18 protein-coding genes and 2 pseudogenes are annotated in these 16,890 nt (G+C 46.4%); 6 read left to right on the top strand and 14 right to left on the bottom strand.

Going from position 1 to position 16,890, the window contains the following annotated elements:
* Positions 1–65: 65 nt before the first annotated feature.
* Positions 66–959 (bottom strand): prolipoprotein diacylglyceryl transferase, encoded by an 894-nt coding sequence (gene lgt, locus QUB44_RS08685; protein WP_333365615.1) that lies wholly within the window; start codon positions 957–959, stop codon positions 66–68.
* Between the two features lie 349 nt (positions 960–1,308).
* Here lgt and rlmN point away from each other — a divergent pair, with 349 nt between their 5' ends.
* A complete protein-coding gene (rlmN, locus tag QUB44_RS08680; protein WP_333365612.1) occupies positions 1,309–2,424 on the top strand; it encodes a 23S rRNA (adenine(2503)-C(2))-methyltransferase RlmN in 1,116 nt (371 codons plus the stop codon).
* Between the two features lie 95 nt (positions 2,425–2,519).
* On the opposite strand, the gene QUB44_RS08675 is transcribed toward rlmN, so the two are convergent.
* The 6 genes and pseudogenes from QUB44_RS08675 to QUB44_RS08650 all read right to left on the bottom strand — a co-directional run bounded on the left by QUB44_RS08675 (position 2,520) and on the right by QUB44_RS08650 (position 3,659).
* Positions 2,520–2,759 (bottom strand): hypothetical protein, encoded by a 240-nt coding sequence (locus tag QUB44_RS08675; RefSeq protein ID WP_333365610.1) that lies wholly within the window; start codon positions 2,757–2,759, stop codon positions 2,520–2,522.
* Between the two features lie 57 nt (positions 2,760–2,816).
* Positions 2,817–2,876 (bottom strand): annotated as a pseudogene (locus tag QUB44_RS08670) (hypothetical protein); the annotation flags it as partial.
* A gap of 18 nt (positions 2,877–2,894) precedes the next feature.
* A complete protein-coding gene (locus tag QUB44_RS08665; RefSeq protein ID WP_333365797.1) occupies positions 2,895–2,942 on the bottom strand; it encodes a hypothetical protein in 48 nt (15 codons plus the stop codon).
* A gap of 9 nt (positions 2,943–2,951) precedes the next feature.
* Positions 2,952–3,008, bottom strand: a pseudogene (locus tag QUB44_RS08660) (hypothetical protein); the annotation flags it as partial.
* 9 nt (positions 3,009–3,017) lie between these two features.
* Entirely contained in the window at positions 3,018–3,386 is a 369-nt protein-coding gene (locus QUB44_RS08655) for a hypothetical protein (protein ID WP_333365607.1), read from the bottom strand.
* A gap of 24 nt (positions 3,387–3,410) precedes the next feature.
* Entirely contained in the window at positions 3,411–3,659 is a 249-nt protein-coding gene (locus QUB44_RS08650; protein WP_333365793.1) for a Calx-beta domain-containing protein, read from the bottom strand.
* Positions 3,660–3,825: 166 nt separating this feature from the next.
* Here QUB44_RS08650 and QUB44_RS08645 point away from each other — a divergent pair, with 166 nt between their 5' ends.
* Positions 3,826–5,946: a cytochrome c peroxidase gene (locus tag QUB44_RS08645; protein WP_333365604.1), complete on the top strand. Its 2,121-nt coding sequence runs from the start codon at positions 3,826–3,828 to the stop codon at positions 5,944–5,946.
* 501 nt (positions 5,947–6,447) lie between these two features.
* Here QUB44_RS08645 and QUB44_RS08640 read toward each other — a convergent pair.
* From QUB44_RS08640 to QUB44_RS08630, 3 genes are all read right to left on the bottom strand, one after another.
* Entirely contained in the window at positions 6,448–7,557 is a 1,110-nt protein-coding gene (locus QUB44_RS08640; RefSeq protein ID WP_333365601.1) for a class I SAM-dependent methyltransferase, read from the bottom strand.
* Positions 7,550–8,221 (bottom strand): phosphoribosylglycinamide formyltransferase, encoded by a 672-nt coding sequence (gene purN, locus QUB44_RS08635; protein ID WP_333365598.1) that lies wholly within the window; start codon positions 8,219–8,221, stop codon positions 7,550–7,552. Before purN ends, QUB44_RS08640 begins: the two co-directional genes overlap by 8 nt.
* A gap of 270 nt (positions 8,222–8,491) precedes the next feature.
* On the bottom strand, positions 8,492–9,067 hold the full coding sequence (locus QUB44_RS08630) for a GNAT family protein (RefSeq protein ID WP_333365594.1): 576 nt from the start codon (positions 9,065–9,067) through the stop codon (positions 8,492–8,494).
* Between the two features lie 59 nt (positions 9,068–9,126).
* Between QUB44_RS08630 and QUB44_RS08625 the strand changes: the two genes are divergently transcribed.
* On the top strand, positions 9,127–10,017 hold the full coding sequence (locus QUB44_RS08625; protein ID WP_333365591.1) for a sugar ABC transporter permease: 891 nt from the start codon (positions 9,127–9,129) through the stop codon (positions 10,015–10,017).
* A 272-nt stretch (positions 10,018–10,289) separates the two neighbouring features.
* On the opposite strand, the gene QUB44_RS08620 is transcribed toward QUB44_RS08625, so the two are convergent.
* Complete coding sequence (locus QUB44_RS08620; RefSeq protein ID WP_333365588.1) at positions 10,290–10,907, bottom strand: DJ-1/PfpI family protein; 618 nt, start codon at positions 10,905–10,907, stop codon at positions 10,290–10,292.
* 78 nt (positions 10,908–10,985) lie between these two features.
* On the opposite strand from QUB44_RS08620, the gene QUB44_RS08615 reads away from it, so the two are divergent.
* Entirely contained in the window at positions 10,986–11,351 is a 366-nt protein-coding gene (locus QUB44_RS08615; RefSeq protein WP_333365585.1) for a hypothetical protein, read from the top strand.
* A 197-nt stretch (positions 11,352–11,548) separates the two neighbouring features.
* On the opposite strand, the gene QUB44_RS08610 is transcribed toward QUB44_RS08615, so the two are convergent.
* Both QUB44_RS08610 and lipA read right to left on the bottom strand, forming a co-directional pair.
* On the bottom strand, positions 11,549–11,653 hold the full coding sequence (locus QUB44_RS08610) for a photosystem I protein PsaX (protein ID WP_333097955.1): 105 nt from the start codon (positions 11,651–11,653) through the stop codon (positions 11,549–11,551).
* 168 nt (positions 11,654–11,821) lie between these two features.
* Positions 11,822–12,778 (bottom strand): lipoyl synthase, encoded by a 957-nt coding sequence (gene lipA / locus QUB44_RS08605; RefSeq protein ID WP_333365582.1) that lies wholly within the window; start codon positions 12,776–12,778, stop codon positions 11,822–11,824.
* A gap of 198 nt (positions 12,779–12,976) precedes the next feature.
* Between lipA and QUB44_RS08600 the strand changes: the two genes are divergently transcribed.
* Together QUB44_RS08600 and QUB44_RS08595 are read left to right on the top strand one after the other, a co-directional pair.
* A complete protein-coding gene (locus QUB44_RS08600) occupies positions 12,977–13,528 on the top strand; it encodes a response regulator (RefSeq protein ID WP_333365579.1) in 552 nt (183 codons plus the stop codon).
* A 286-nt stretch (positions 13,529–13,814) separates the two neighbouring features.
* Positions 13,815–14,906: a PfkB family carbohydrate kinase gene (locus QUB44_RS08595; protein ID WP_333167266.1), complete on the top strand. Its 1,092-nt coding sequence runs from the start codon at positions 13,815–13,817 to the stop codon at positions 14,904–14,906.
* Between the two features lie 86 nt (positions 14,907–14,992).
* Here the strand turns inward: QUB44_RS08595 and QUB44_RS08590 are convergent, their stop codons facing one another.
* A complete protein-coding gene (locus QUB44_RS08590) occupies positions 14,993–16,747 on the bottom strand; it encodes a CapA family protein (RefSeq protein ID WP_333365576.1) in 1,755 nt (584 codons plus the stop codon).
* Positions 16,748–16,890 lie beyond the last annotated feature (143 nt).

Here is a 16,890-nt window from a genome sequence, read left to right as displayed (position 1 = left end):
TGGAAGTAATAGATGGTAGATGCACCCTGGTTTTGAACCCTAGAGACTAACCTCTCTGGGGTTTTTTATTGATCCTCTGGCAATTTCGGAGTGATCTTTGCCCGATCGCTATTCGGGGAGACAACATCGGGTAAAGGTCGATCGGCAAAATAAAGCCAAGCCAACCCACCCAAGCCTAAAACAATCCCAGTCAAGCTTACCATCTGTGCCGTCCGCAGCGGCCCGAACATCAAACTATCAGTCCGCAACCCTTCAATCCAGACTCTACCGGAACTGTAAGCTGCGATATAAACCAAAAATAAAGCACCAATTTTCAAGCGAATTTTGCCCTGCAAATCGCGGAAAAACAAAGTCAGAAGCAACCCAAATACTGTCAAATTCCACAGGGATTCGTAGAGAAATGTGGGGTGGAAGTATTCAAAATTTGCGTAGGCGGGCGGGCGGCTGTTTGGCGGAATATAGAGTTTCCAAGGCAAATCCGTAGGACTGCCAAAAGCTTCGGAGTTAAAGAAATTTCCCCAGCGTCCGATCGCCTGACCGAGAATTGCCGAAGGCGCGATTAAATCTGCCAATTGCCAAAAAGAAACTCGCTGAATTTTGGCAAAAATTAAAGCTGCGATTATGCCGCCCAAAATCGCCCCGTGAATGGCAATTCCGCCTTTCCAAATCGCAATAATATCCTCTGGCCTCTGGGCGTATTGCGGCCACTCGAAAGCCACGTAATAAATTCGAGCGCAGGGAATAGCGCCGATAACCAGCCAAATTGCCAAATCACCCAACAATTCCGGGTTGACGCGGCGTTTTTGAGCTAAGTATTGGGACAGACTGACTCCAATCAAGACGGCAGAAGCTATCAACAGCCCGTACCAGCGAATGGCTACGGGGCCAAGTTGAAAGATAATTGGGCCCGGCGATGTAAATTGAAAGCCTAAAGGCAGCGCAAGAATATTTAGCACCATAAAAGTTGCATTAATTGTGATGGAAAGCTGTCAAATTTGCATACCCTTTAACAAACTCCAGAGTTTATTTTAGGTGGCTGCGGTCATTTACACGCAATATTTGGGGAATTTTGCCAAAAATTAACTTTGTTGCGGACATTGGTGTCTGGACTTTTCTTTGTGAGTCCACAATAAGATACCCCCTAACCCCCTTTCAAAAAGGGGGAACCGGATTATTCTCAAAGTCAACCCCTACTCCCCTTCTTAAAGGGGATTTAGGGGGATCGAGACTTCGCCTTTTTGAGGATTAACGGCAGTTTTGGTCGATAAGTTTTAATATGGAGGATGGCTTTAAATTTTCTGATGACCTATGTCTCCTACTTCCGTTTCTCAGGTGTACTCTTCTGGTAATTCCAAGGGTGCGAATCAGTCTCGCAAGACTGCTGCTTTGGCTGTTGAGTCGGGTAAAATTCCGCCCTTGTTGGGGGCGAGTTTAGCTGAGTTAACGGAGTGGGTGCAGCAGCAGGGACAACCGGCTTATCGCGGAAAGCAATTGTACCAGTGGATTTATGAGAAAGGTGCGCGATCGCTCTCTGACATTTCTGTATTCTCGAAACAGTGGCGCGAGACTGTTGCTAAAATTCCGATCGGGCGATCGACCATTCACTATCGATCGGTCGCACCAGACGCCACGGTAAAGTATCTCTTAAAATTGGCAGACGGTCAAATCATTGAAACAGTCGGCATTCCCACCGATAAACGGCTGACTGTGTGCGTCTCAGCCCAAGTTGGCTGCGCGATGGGCTGCGACTTTTGCGCTACCGGAAAAGGCGGTTTCAAGCGCAATTTAGAAAAACACGAAATCGTCGATCAAGTCTTGACAGTACAGCAAGATTTCGGCCGCCGAGTCAGCCACATTGTATTTATGGGAATGGGCGAACCCCTGCTGAATTTCGATAATGTTGTAGCTGCTGTCAAGTGTTTGAATCAAGACGTAGGGATTGGACAGCGAAACATCACCATTTCTACAGTAGGAATTCGCAATCGCATCAGCCAACTAGCCGAACATCAACTGCAAGTTACCCTCGCCGTCAGCCTCCACGCTTCTAATCAAAGATTGCGCGAAGAGTTAATTCCTAGCGCCCGCCCTTATCCTTTGGGTGAGTTAGTAGCAGAATGCCGGGAATATGTGCGATCGACTGGACGCAGATTGAGTTTTGAATACGTACTTTTAGCAGGTGTGAATGACTTACCGGAACACGCAGCCGAGTTAGCAACTCACTTGCGCGGTTTTCAGTGTCACGTCAATTTGATTCCTTACAATCCGATTCAGGAAGCTGAATATCAGCGCCCGACTCCCAATCGAATTAACAGTTTTGTGTCGGTTTTGAAGGAAAAGAAAATTGCAGTTAGCGTGCGGTATTCTCGCGGCTTAGAAGCAGATGCAGCCTGCGGACAATTGCGGGCTTCTGAGGTGGAGGCTTAGGTTTTTAACCGCCAAAAATTGTCGTAGGGTGCCCCGGAGTGCGTGATTTTCTCGATGATTGAGAAGCTACGATCCGGGGCATCTTTTTACTGTGCTTAAACTGTTCGGAAATCGTTAACACCAATTAGCGAAGCGTTGACTCCGATTAAAGAGGCGATCGCAATTCCATTCACTTTCATCAAATTCTTGTTATTACTCTGACTAATTTCCAATTGATTAAAACTTAAACCGCGAGACAATCCTAACACATCTTCGCCTTTAACAAAATCGGAAATAATATCAAGTTCGAGATTACTTGCGATCGCAAACGTGTCATTACCAATCCCGCCAATCAAGCTGTCCTCTCCTAAATCTCCGAACGATAAATCCTTGCCAGTACAACCGAGGATAGTGTCGTTGTTTTCACCCCCATAAATTGTATCATTTCCAGCACCGCCATCTATCAGGTCATTATTCTCATTGCCACCGAGTCAATCATTGCCAGCATCGCCGCACAGGGTGTCATTTCCTGATTGTATGACATAGTTATCTTGGCCGCCGATGAGGATATCGTTGCCTTTGCCACCATCAATAAAGTTGGCTCCTTCATTGCCCTAAATGAAGTCATTGCCATTTTTACCGTTAATCGAATCGTTGCCTTCCTTGCCGTTGAAAATGTCTGGGCTGTTGCCACCAATTAGGTTGTCCTTACCTGCTTTGACATCGAATATATTGGGACTGTTGCTGCCCAAATAACCGTCATTTTTGGAAGTACCAATTAGGATGCCAGAATTGCCGTTGATAATATTATCGACTGGATTTGGTCGATCGAGGTTTGGTCGTTCAATGCGATCGCCAATCCAGTTGGGAGCGGGTGCGGGCGTACCTGTAGGCGTTGGCGTGGGAGTTGGCGTTGTATCTACGATCGTCAAAATCGCCGTATTTTGATTTCCCCAACTAGCATTATTTGTGGCATTTTTCAAACTGAGATTGACAGTTTCATTCCCTTATACTAAGGTGTCCTGAGTGATGGGAATAGTAAAAGTTTTGCTAGTTTCGCCAGAGAGAAAGTTTAACGTACCCGACGTAGCAGTGTAATCACTTGCGGCGGTGGCGCTACCGTCAGCAGTACCGTAACTCACAGAGGCGGAGACATTGGTTCCACCTGTATGATTAACTGCAATTGTTTGGGTTGTGCCGTTTTCATTAACGCTGTAAGCAGCGCTACAGTAATTAAAGGTTCCCGGTGCTAATATCTCAAGTTTACGATCGGAATGCTATTCAAGGATTTGAGGACTCAGTTTTGGACAAATGAGTTTATGAGCCAAACAAATAAGCAAAATGTTGAAAAATTTCATTGTGATGCCTCTAACTAATCTCTTTCGGTTGGTAGCAAGGCTGCTTAAGCGAACAAACCACAGTATGGCAATCGCTACAGTTGTCGCTGTTGCCATCTTAGCCGGACACACAGCATCGGCTCAAGTCGGTCCTCCCAGACCGCCTAATCCACTGGCTTCGCTTAAAACCGTAGCAGTCCCTGAGCCACCAAACTTAGGAGAATTCGTCAAAGACAAACCGGCTGCAATTGCTTTAGGAAAATCGCTGTTCTGGGATTTGCAGGTTGGCAGCAACGGAAACCAGTCTTGCGCCAGTTGCCACTTTCACGCTGGAGTTGATAATCGTGCTAAGAACCAGCTCAGCCCAGGGCTGTTGCGGGTAAATGCCAGCGGTGAGGCAAATCCAGACATTACCTTTAATGCAGGTGGTCCCAACTCTGTGCTGCAGCCAGCGGACTATCCGTTCCACAAGCTGGCAAACCCGGACGATCGCTCCTCGCAAGTTCTAGCTGACAGCAACGATGTTGCAGGATCTCAAGGGGTAAGTCAGACAAAATTCATCGATATTGTCCCTGGTAGTGCGGTCGATCGGGTAGAGGTTCTGCCAGATCCGGTCTTTAAGGTCCAGGGCATCAACGTGGGTCAGGTAACAGAGCGCAACACGCCCAGCACAATTAACGCTGTGTTTAACTTCCGCAACTTTTGGGACGGACGCGCCCAAAACGAATTTAATGGTGTGAATCCGTTTGGGTCAAGAGACCCAGGTGCGTTTGTCCTGAAAGCACCTACAAAGCAATCCCCTCTGCAGCAGGTGAAAATTAGCCTGAAGAATTCAGCGCTGGCGTCGCAGGCAGTGGGCCCACCGCTAAGCTCTGTGGAAGAATCGGCAACGGGTCGGGTATTTCCTGATATCGGGCAGAAGTTCGATCGGATTAAAGTCAAAAAGCTGCCTAGAGAGACAGGTAAAAAGCTCAAACAGCTACGGCCACTTGGGCAACAGCTTGTCCATCCCGAAGACAGCGTTCTGGGCAGCTTGAGCCGTTGGCCCCAGCCCGGACTCAAAGACAAAAGTTACGAAAACATGATTGAGGATGCGTTTAAGCCGGAGTGGTGGGACTCGAAGCAAATCATCAAGGTTGATGCTACAGGAACTCGGTCTTTCAAGCAGCCGCAGGGAGCGTTGGCAACCGATGAGTTTACACTGATGGACTACAACTTCTCATTGTTTTTCGGATTAGCGATTCAACTGTACGAGTCCACCTTGATTTCTAACGATTCACCCTTCGATCGATTTATCGAGGGAAACAGCAACGCGCTAACTGTACAGCAACAGCAAGGCAAGGATCTGTTTGAAGGTAGAGCGGGGTGTGTCTTCTGTCACGGTGGGGCTGAATTTACCAACGCCTCCGTCAACAATGTGGAGAATCAACGGCTCAGACGGATGAGGGTGGGAAATACTGGACAAGCTGTCTATGACAATGCCTTCTACAATATTGCCGTTCGACCGACTGGGGAAGACTTGGGCGTGGGCGCCAATGATCCTTTCGGCAATCCCCTTTCAGAATCGCGGCTAGCTGCGCGAGGACTCTTTCCGTCATTACTAAATGCAACTCCAAATATACCCGTCGGTGCAGATGAACGCATTACAGCAGACGGTGCATTCAAAACGCCTGGACTGCGGAATATTGAGTTGACGGCTCCCTACTTCCACAACGGTGGGGAACTCACCTTGCGACAGGTCGTTGATTTCTACAATCGAGGGGGGGATTTTCGTGAGAACAACATTGACAATGTTGATATTGGCATCCAAAACCTAAACCTCACCGAGGAACAGAAAACGTCTTTGGTCCTATTCATGGAATCTCTGACAGACGATCGCGTTCGCTATGAGCGTGCCCCGTTCGATCATCCACAACTGTTTATTACGAATGGGCATCCCGGAGATCAGAACGGCGTGACCAATGATGGCACAGGGCAAGCGACCACAACAGTGCTTGAGTTGCCTGCGGTGGGTCGGAACGGGACTACTGTTCCTCAACCAAACTTCTTGGGGGTTTCCTCGGAGCGATCGCCGACAACGATTACTCCGCAATCTACTCCGCCATCATCAAGGAATCCACTTGAGGGAAGCATTACTGAGCAAGACTGTCCACCAGGCTCAACACCTAAGTTTGTGAGCGGAGGATATATGTGTGTCACTAAGTAATGATTTACTGCGGTATTGAACACCGCTTTAAAGGGGATTAGCAGGCGATTTTCGCGGTTGAAGTCTGAGAAAACCCCTGCGAGCGATCGTGAAATCTATCGCAATCCCCTTTGAGTCGTCAACTTAACCGTTAAAATCCCCAACTTCTTAAAGAGGTTGGGGATTTTGTATTCATCAGCCACTGTCGAGCCCGAACGAGCTTTGCAGGAGGCACAAAAAGCTTGCTCAACTTTTCAATACATGGTTGCCGGTGATGCAAGGGTTTTGAGGCATTATATCGCTATTTTTTTTGCATTCCCCCACCTTTTTTCTGTCAAACAACCCAACGCCGCGTCTCCTTTTTCACTTTATTCAGCAAGCCGTATATAAAATCCTGACCTTTAACAAAATTCGAGATAATACAGCAGATTCTCGCCGATTTCCCAGACAAAAGTATCCTCGCCCAAACCTCGGACAAATTTCGACAATTTTTACCTAAAAATTCAGCTAAAACAATACACTCTACAAGCGTTTAACAAGTATCCACCGCAACTCTAGCGGCGGTGTTTGTTGCACAGAAAATAAATCTCGCCCGCTAGCCCAACTGACAAACCAAGGTGTCGGCGGCCACGCAGAGTCAGGCAAATGTTTTTGTTCGTATTCAATCACAGATTCATCAGAAATAATTTCTAACGGCAAACCCTCTATTGCTGCCTGCAATTCTTGTCTGGTAATCAGATAAGACCAACACAATTCAGACATTTGTTTTGCCATCTCATCTGGTTCGTACCCATCTACAGCTAAGAAAGTGCTGAATAAGATAAACCCGCCGCTTAAAACAGCATCGGACATTTTGCCGAGGAAAAGACGAATTTGTTCGGGGTAGCGGAAATGAGAGAGAACTTCGGTAGCAATCGCTAATTTGTACCGATAAGTTTTCATCCTCAATAATGGGTCTAAAACGTCGCCTTGGGTGACATTTACCGGCAAGTTTTCGGCGGTGGCTGCTGCTGATAGTTTCTCGGCAAATATGGGTGTTAGTTCGATCGCATCCACGGAATGCCCTAATCTTGCTAAAGGCAAACTATTGCGCCCTGGGCCCGCACCGACATCTAAAATAGGTGCTTTTCCCGGTTCGCCTAATTCGGCGGCAATGGCGATAACTTTGGCATCGGGATGGCTGCCGAATAAAGGTTCGGGGCGAATATCCGGCCAGCTATGATATTTCTGGGCCATAGATTCGATTTGAATCTTGGTATTCAGAGTAATGCCGCCGGCTAAACCACTTTGGGAATTGGCGGGAAAGTATGAAACTATGAGATTAGCGTGGGGGGAATTTTTGAATCCTTCTGCTAAGGCGTTGGCGATTAATGTTCGCAAGTTTTCGGCTTGGGCAGCGTCGATGTTTTGTCCGAGAATGTTTAAGAAGTCTGACAGTAATTTAAGATAGTCGTCTAGCATCGATGGCAAGCAAGGCAGATAGAATTCTCCCTTGAGACCGATGCTCTTTTTTAGCCTTTCTTTGAGAATTAATTTCAGGCGATGCGAGTCTATCAGCGGCGGGCCTGTTTCGGGTGAGTCGCTGACGGGCAATTCGGGGATAGATGCGGCACTGGTGAGGTTTTTAGTCACAATATTTTTGATTAGATTCGGCAATAAGTGCGATCGCGCCCAGCATAATCTTGTGCTCTTGCACCTGAATTCTCGCGTGCAGCGTTTCTGCGGTATCATCAGGCAATACCGGCACCGCAGCCTGCATTAAAATCGGTCCGCTGTCTACTTCTAAACGGGCGATATGCACCGTACATCCGGTGATTTTAACCTTGGCGGCTAGTGCTTGCTCGACGGCGCGAATTCCTGGGAAACTCGGCAGTAAGCTGGGGTGAATGTTAATAACGCGATCGGGAAAAGCATCGAGCAAAACTTTGGTAACGATCCGCATCCAACCCGCCATCACTACCCATTCTACATCATACTCTTGAAAAGTTTTGACAATTTTTGTATCTAATTCTTCGCGGCTTTTGCAGTCGCGGTGATTGAGAAGAATCGAGGGAATGCCGTATTTTTCGGCTCTGGCTGCCGCTTTGGCTTCGGGGTTATTGTAAATTAATACTGGGATTTTAGCGTTGAGTTGTTGGTTTTGGATGGCTTGGGCAATTACCTCGAAATTGCTGCCGCTTCCTGATGCTAAAACTCCTAATTTTAATGGAGGATGAGCCGGATCGATAGAACTTTTGCCAATCTCAGGAGAAATCAGGCAGGCATTGGAATTAACAGATACTGGATTAGCGGTCATTCGATTTTAGATTTTAGATTTTAGATTTTGGATTGACTTGCGCGAGATAAATTCGGGGCGTGAGGATTTTAGATTTTAGATTTTGGATTGATTCCACGGATAAATCACGTGGCGGGTACCACATGAAGAAATTCGCTTGTCATAAAGATAATAACTATTCACTCGTCTTCTACAATACAGGTAAAGGGTAAGGTGTGCTTCGGCGCACTCTACATGGAGATATTGCGTAAGTCCTAAGTATATTTTATTTTGTCACTTACTGATTCAATTCTATTCTACAATATTCTCAAAAAACTCTTCCCTGAGAAGCGAATAAATTTTTAGATCCCAATATCTGTCTTTCACAAATAGGTGCTGTCGCAATATCCCTTCCCTTTGCATCCCCACTTTTTCCATCACCCGCGCGGAAGCAATATTGTTAACTTCACATCGAGCCATAATTCGATTCAGCAACATCTCCCGAAAGCCGAATTCAATAACTGCATTAACAGCCTCGCTCATGTATCCTTCGCCCCAATACCTCCTAGAAAGTGCGTAGCCAATTTCCGCGCGGCTGTGCGTCATGCTCCATTCCACAAATCCGCAAGTTCCGATAAACTTTTTCTCGGTTTTATGAACGATTCCCCAATCTACAAGCTCTCGTCTTTTGTACATTTTAGTAAGTGACCTGAGAAAGTATTTAGTGTCTTCGATCGAGGTGTGAGTTGACCACATTGTGTATTGTGATACTTCGGGATTTGAGGCATACTCAAACATATCGCTTGCATCGTCTAAAGTAATTTTTCTGAGCAGGAGCCTTTCAGTTTCTATAGTGGGTAAATGAGCTAATATATCGAGAAGGTTCATTTTGACATTGACCTATATTGTGATACCATTTAAAACTAAAAGCTAAAATTTACAAGCCAATGGTTCAGATAAAATTTGGGCGTTTTAACTGGTTGGATAATGATGCGATCGCAGCTTGGACTTTCCTGGCCCCAGCTTTGCTGTTTCTGGGTACTTTTTTGATTTGGCCGATCGCCTATTTATTTTACCTCAGCTTTACCAGCGGCAGCTTTACCCAGTCGGGAGTGCGTTGGATTGGCTTCAACAACTACTGGCGTCTAGTCACAAACCCGGATTTCTGGCAAATTATCCAAAATACGCTCTATTTTACTACTGCGACAGTCATTCCCAGTTTAGTGATTCCTTTGGGTTTGGCAGTTTTGCTAAATCGCTCGTTTGCTTGGCGAGGAGCTCTCCGCACCGCTTATTTTATTCCTTCGATTACCTCTTTAGTTGCAGTTGGCTTGGGTTGGCGGTGGTTGTTTCAAACCGAAGGCCCGGTGAATAGTCTGTTAATGGCGATCGGCTTAAATCCAATTCCTTGGCTTAGCAGCACAGTTTGGGCAATGCCTGTGATAATTCTGCTCAGTGTTTGGAAACAATTAGGCTTTAATATGGTAGTATTTTTAGCAGGATTGCAAGCAATTCCGGTAAATCGTTACGAAGCCGCAGAATTGGATGGAGCTAATGCTTGGCAGCAATTTTTGTACATAACTTTACCAGGTTTGCGGCCGACTTTAGTATTTGCTACTGTTACTACTGCTATTTTTACCCTGCGGAGTTTCGAGCAAGTTTACGTCATCACCGGCGGCGGCCCTTTGAACTCTACTAATTTGCTAGTTTATTATATTTACGAGCAAGCTTTTTCGCAATTTGATTTTGGCTATGCAGCCGCAGCGGCAACTTTCCTGATGGCTATAGCTTTGCTATTAGTTTATTTACAACTAAAAGTTTGGGGCGAAGATGCTTGATTAGCTAGGGGTATGGACACGGCAATGCCCATTGGTGTTAAGTTAACGTCCAAATTTACCAGTCTTTTGTCCATCTAATAAGCCTCTCGATCCCCCCTAACCCCCTTAAGAAGGGGGGAAAAAGAGCGTCAAAGTCCCCCTTCTTAAGGGGGATTTAGGGGGATCTAATTTCGGCTATAAACGAGAGATACAAAGGATTTGAAACTTAAATTGACACTAAGGGTTCATGCCGTGTCCGTACAAATAAAATGTGCAATTAACTAGATTCACCATTACCGATTCCCAATTTTATATTCCATGTGATTTGCTGTTTGTTCAGCTTGTGCTGTACCCAAAAGTTTGCCGACAACGTGCAAAGACATATCAATTCCCGCAGCAATTCCCCCAGAAGTGATGATTTTGCCGTTATCTACAAATCGCTGATTTTCGATAATAGTTGTGTTGGGCGCTAATTTTTTCAATAAATCCAATGCTTGATGGTGGGTAGTTGCGGCCAAACCTTCCAACAAGCCAGCTTTTGCCAAAAGCAGCGAACCCGTACAGACGGAAAGCACTAATTCTGCTGTTCGCGCACAATCTTTTATCCAATCAATAACTGCTGAATTATCGATTAACTTTCTAGTACCTTGGCCTCCCGGTACAATTAAAATATCCGGTGGCGGACAATCGGAAATGGTGCAGTCGGGATTTACGCTCAAACCATTGCGGGTGTTGACAGCACCGGGATGTTCGGCTACGGTAGAGACTGCAAAAGGTCGTGAAGCGAAGCTATCCCGAAGGGAATCGCCCTTACTTAATTCTGATGTCACCGAAAACACTTCAAAAGGGCCTGCAAAGTCCAGTACCTCGACATCATCGAACATTAAAATAGCTACCTTCCTAGTTGCCATAAGACCTACTTCTGATAGAGGCAAAAAATCTCGGCGATTTGTTATCGTAGAACAGGTATAATTTAAATTATTAAAGCTATGCCGAAAAATATTCGCCATCGCGCCCTAACAATTTGTCTTTTATGTCTGGCTTGCGTCTTAGCAATTGCTGTTGCGCCAATTGTCACGCCCGCTCAATCCACAAGTCAATTAGAGTTTCGCATTACTCAATTAGAAAGGCAAATTTCTGAACTCAGGGGACAAATCTACAGCTTGCAGAACCAAGGTTCTAGAGTTAACCGGCCTCAGTCTCCTTCCCCTTCAGGTTCGGGTCGCACAAATCCTAGACCGCTGTCGGGAGACCCGATGTTTGACAATTTAGCAACTTTGGCAATTGAAACTAAGCAAGATGTTATTAAAATTCAAGAGCGGTTGTCAAAGCTAGAAGCGTCGAGAAATCGCTAGAGAAGTCATTAGTCATTAGTCATTAGCCAGAAGGAAGAGGGAAGAGGGAAGAGGGAAGAAGTCAGTAGTCATTAGTTAGAAGGATGAAGTCATATTCTCGCCAACTCAAAACTCAAAACTCTCCCCCTCTCCCACTCTCCCACTCTCCGACGTTGAGGTCGAGAACAGCAGGGTCTGCTAAAAGTTAACTGGCAGAACTATTCAATGATATGGAAATAATAGGCTGCAACCAAAAAATTGATAGCTAACAGCAACAGAAACCAGCCTGCGCGAAAGGTGTAAGGGAATTTGCCCGTTTTCATCACGGACTCGGATTTTAATTGGTTCTTGGCTATCTCTGGCATAGGTAAAGCTCCTAATTCATAATGTCACTGTATTTACAAATAGCAGAGAGCGTCGCACTTATGCACAATCCTCTAGAGTTATTTTTTGTAACAAGGAGTTTATACCGAGTTGAATTCAAATTAGTTTCAATCGCTCTCTCCGGCGTGGTAGGAACTGCGGACGAGAGGCCCCGATCGCACGCGCTCAAACCCCATCTCCCGGGCGATCGACCCGAAACGGTCAAATTCGGTCGGCGTCCAGTATTTACGCACTGGGAGGTGCTCTAGAGATGGTCTCATGTATTGACCGAGGGTGAGCCGATCGCACTTGGCATCCCGCAAATCAATCATCGCTTCGACTATCTCGGCTTCGGTTTCCCCGTGCCCCAACATCAAACCGGATTTGGTGGGAATAGTTGGGTTATATTGCTTAACAATACGCAGAACGTCGATCGAGAGATCGTACTTAGCTCCCCTCCGCACCGGCCCTTGCAACCGCCGCACCGTCTCAATATTGTGGTTGTAACAAGCCGGTTTAGCCTCCACCACCGTGCGAATTCGCTGTCGCTGCAACTCATCAAGGCAGGAATTCTCCCCCTCTGAATTCCTCCCCATTCCCCCCCAAAAATCCGGCGTCAGTACCTCAACTTCAGTATGCGGGTTGAGAATGCGGATTTGGGCGATCGTCCTCGCAAACCAACCAGCACCCCCATCCGGCAAATCATCCCTCGCCACCGAAGTCAGCACCGCATACCGCAAACCCAACAACTGCACAGCCTCGGCCACCTTTTGCGGTTCCTCCGGGTCTAGGGGCATCGGAGAATGACCTTTATCTACTTGACAAAAAGCACAAGCGCGGGTGCAAGTCGGCCCCATCAACAAAAAAGTCGCCGTTTTTTGCGCGTAGCACTCGCCCCGGTTGGGACATCTCCCCTCCTCACAAATCGTGTGAATTTGCCGCTGTTTGATAATTTTTTGCACTTGGGAAAGTTCGCTAGCTTTGCCAACGGGCCTACGCAACCACTCCGGCATCGCCTCGATTTCACCCCGCATTTGGGCGGCAACTGCTTTGACAGTAGGAGTTTTAGGAGTTTGGGGCGACATAAAATTAAGTGGCGATTGAGTTAATATATTCGATCGTATCCGAAATCAAAGCCCCTGAACTTGTAGGAGTACCACCCGAAATCAGAATCGCGCCGACGTGCAACAAAACTAAACTCGCCCAGAATTATGGGTAGAATTCTGTTAGGGATATACTGAAGGTTGCAAATCATCACTCATTCATTACTGAAGGAGTCAGTCGTGGCTGGTCAAAAAATCTTGGTAATCGATGACAGTAAAGTCATCCGCGTCCGAGTCCGAGAGATGTTGCCGCAGGGTAACTTTGAAGTTCTAGAAGCAAAAGACGGCGAAGAGGGACTCAAACTGATCCGTCAAGCCCGGCCAAATCTAATTATGTTAGATTTCCTACTGCCCAAAGTCAGCGGTTGGGAAGTGTATCAAAAAGTGCAAGCCCATCCTGAGCTTTCTAAGATACCTTTGGTGATCATGTCGGGCCGCGAAGAAGAGGTGATGGAAAAAATTCCGAAACCCTTTGAGAAGCATTTTTTTGCATTCATCGCCAAACCGTTTGAAAAGAAGCAGCTAACCGAGGCAATCAAATCGGCGATGGTACTGGCCAAAAAGAAACCAGTGCCGGAAGCCCCAGCCGCCGCCGCTGCACCCAGCTCTGGAGCGGGCGCCGCCGAAATTCAGGCGATGACTGTGAAAATGGCGAAAATGCAAGCGGAAATTGATGCACTCAAAAAACAAATGAGTCAGGTGATTACGATCATCAAGCAGAAATTGAAATAATTCTGCTGTTTTTTGAAGGCACTTATGTAGAAGGAAACTTCCACACCGTGAAACTTTCAGTTGAATCTCAATGGCTGCGATTTTATCTGCATTTTTTTGCCAAATTGTTTGAGCGAGTGCGATCGCCAACAGCCTGCAACTGGTTTCTCAAAATCCCAGTGAGAAAATCAATTAAAAGTTAAAAATAAAACAAGGGAGGAAATTAATTATTAATTTATATTAGGATTTTTAATTCCCGCTCGTTCCACACTCAATTATCAACTCCTCAGTCTCATTTTTTTGGTTAATGACTAACGACTATTCCGATTTTTTGCCTCAACTGCGTGCCTCCACAGAGCAATTATTGAAAAGATTAGACTGCTTCGATCAAGCGCAGGTATTAGCGATCGGAGATTTGACCTTGGACGAGTTTCTTACCGGACAAGTAGAGCGAATTTCCCGCGAAGCACCTGTGTTGATTTTGCGCTACGAAAATACTCAGCAAGTACCAGGAGGTGGCGCAAATGCTGTCTATAATTTAGCCAAACTGGGAGGCAAAGTAAAAGTTGCTGGTTTGGTGGGAAAAGACGACCAGGGAAAGGCTTTGTGCGGTATTTTTGAGGCGGCGGGAATTGATACGGGTGGGATTTTAATCGATTCGCAGCGTCCAACTGTCACCAAAACTCGAATTTCCGGGCACGCGCGGCAGTCAGTGACTCAGCAGATTGTCCGAGTCGATCGCAAATCGGACGAGTTGCCGGATTTAGATTTGCAGTTGCAATTGGCAGACTACATCCGGCAGCAAATACCGACAGTAGATGCAGTGGTTTGTTCCGACTACGGCGACGGAGTTTGGACGAATTTGGCGATCGAATCGGCAGTGGTTCCCGGCAAAACAATTGTAGACGCTCAAATAAATTTGCAGCGATATTCTGGAGCAATGTTATTTACTCCGAACTTGCCAGAAGCCGAGCAAGCCGTCGGATATGCTATCAAAAACCCTCAAACTTTAATGCAAGCAGGACGCGATTTATTGAACTTAACTCAAGCTCAAAAAATCCTGATTACTCGCGGCGAAGAAGGGATGACTTTGTTTGAAAGGGCCAACGGCGAAGAAATCAAAAATTCACCCCCTCCAACATCCATTTGTGAAAAGGGGGAATTTGCCCTTCAAAGTTGGGACATTCCCCCTTTTAACAAGACTGATGTATTCGACGTAACCGGTGCTGGAGATACAGTTGTAGCAGCAATGACTTTAGCTTTGTGCGTCGGTGCATCTGGTTGGGAAGCGGCAGTTTTGGGAAATTTGGCGGCTAGTATTGTCGTGCGTCAATTCGGTACGGCAACGACGACAGCAGACGAAATGAAAGAAGCTTTGAAAGAAATGAGCAGTCAGTAGGCAGTAGGTAGGGGTGGTGCCTGTGAGTGCCCGCTACCAACTGACTACTGACTAATGACTAATGACTAATGACTAATGACTACTGACTACTTACTCTTTTTCAAAATTTGCCCCTTGTCATCAATTGTCAAACCGCTATTGGGAAAATCGCTCTTTGTCAAACGGTTAATCAACCCCACACTCCTAAATTTGTTATCAACAGCCGGAACACCTCGCCCGTCAAGTTGGACGGGGATAATCTTACCAGAAACAAAATCCCCTTGCGGAGTCATTTTCACATCCAAAATTAGAGATTGACCGAGTACTCCTGCTGAGGACAAAGTGCGATAACCCAAAAAATTGCCTAGGGAATAAGCAATCAATTTCCCTTTATAAAGTTCCATCGCTCGGGGAACGTGCGGGCCATGTCCCAAAATCAAGTCTGCTCCCGCATCAATCATCGTCCGCGAAAACAAAACCATATTTCCCCGGTTTTCTCCGTAAAAGAACTCAGTTTTATTTCTCACATTCAGAGCTCCCGTTCCTTCAGATCCAGCATGAACTGATATCACTACAATATCAGCGTTTTGCTTGGCTTTTTTGACAACTTCTGCTCCCGCTTTCAGTTCCAGCAAGGAATTGTGAACTTCGCCGTAGTTGCTGAAACCGATAAAGGCAAAATTCACACCCTTGACATTTTGATAAACAATTTGATCTCTTTTGCCAACAGCCTTCATGCCGTTGCTGTCGATGTTTTTAATCGTGTCCTTAAATCCTTGCTCGTTAAAATCGTAAGAGTGATTGTTGGCAATACTCAAAATATCAAAACCAACATCTTTGAAAATTTTGGCATAACTCGGAGGCGTCCGAAAGGCAAACAGCAGTCGTCCGCCGCCTGCTTTGGAACTGTAAGGATAATCGGTCATCGTGCTTTCAAAATTGCCAAACAGAATATCAGCTCCTTGGAGGTACGGTTTTACGGACGCCAATAAAAGCTCTTTTTTTGCCGGCAGTTTGTTGTAGGGATAATTTGTGCCGGGGATCATGTCACCAACTGCTTTGATGCTGACAGTGGCGGGCAAAATGGCAGGTTTTTTGGCTGCAGGGGAGGGCGGTTTTGGAGGTGGAAGGGGTTTGGCTGAGGCTGCTGGTGCTGGTGTCGCTCTCACTTCTTGTACCGCAGGCTTTGACGTTAGAGGGTTATTAGTAGCGGTGGTTGAGGATTTGTAAAGTTGAGAAGCCAGAACAAAGCCGGATATCGGCACGAGAATTAGACTCACAGCACCAACTGACACCCCTGATTTTTTAGTTTTAGTGCCTGCTAATTCTGGCTGCGGTGATGGCTTTTGCTGCCTTTGGGTTGGGGGTTTTCGAGTTGGGATTTTAAGGGGTTGGGGCGGAGATTTTTCTAATGTTTGAGTGGTCGTAGTTGTGACATTTTGAGGTTTTTCTAGCTTGGGCAAAGTCACAGGAATCGGAGAAGCGGCTACACTAGCGGCTACTGCTGCACTCGCAGCTACTGCTGCATTCACGGCAACTAATGCACTCACGGGTGCGGAAGTCAAGCGTTTTTTTAATTCTACCGTCTGAGTCCAAGCGGGCAATTGCTCGCCGCCGCGCCGCCCGTAGACTGTCACTGAGTAAAGGTTATTTGGTTGCAGCCGCTGCAACCCTTTGACTGCGACTCGGAGACAGGCTTCTTCTGCAGGCAAATGTTCTGCTTCCAGCAGCAGGTGCAGGGTGTCATTTTCCCGGCTGGCTTTAGCCGTGACGCCGAAGCTTTGGAGTGCTTGGCTGATCAGAAATGCGATCGCCCTGGCATCGCCTTCTTTTGCTAAATTTAAAATATCTTGTTGGCTCACAAACGCCTCTACTCTCACACTAGAAATTTAGCTCGATCTTATATCAAATTTGGCGGCACAGCATTAAATACCGATTGATTTAACTTAAGTAAGTGGGTACAAATAAACAGAACGTTGACAGAGGGCGCCTGCGTGAAAGGGTC

It is taken from the genome of Microcoleus sp. AT3-D2 (assembly GCF_036705715.1).
Classification (GTDB): domain Bacteria; phylum Cyanobacteriota; class Cyanobacteriia; order Cyanobacteriales; family Microcoleaceae; genus Microcoleus.
Note: the sequence above shows the minus strand (reverse complement) of the source record. Positions and strands in the feature narration are given on the sequence as shown.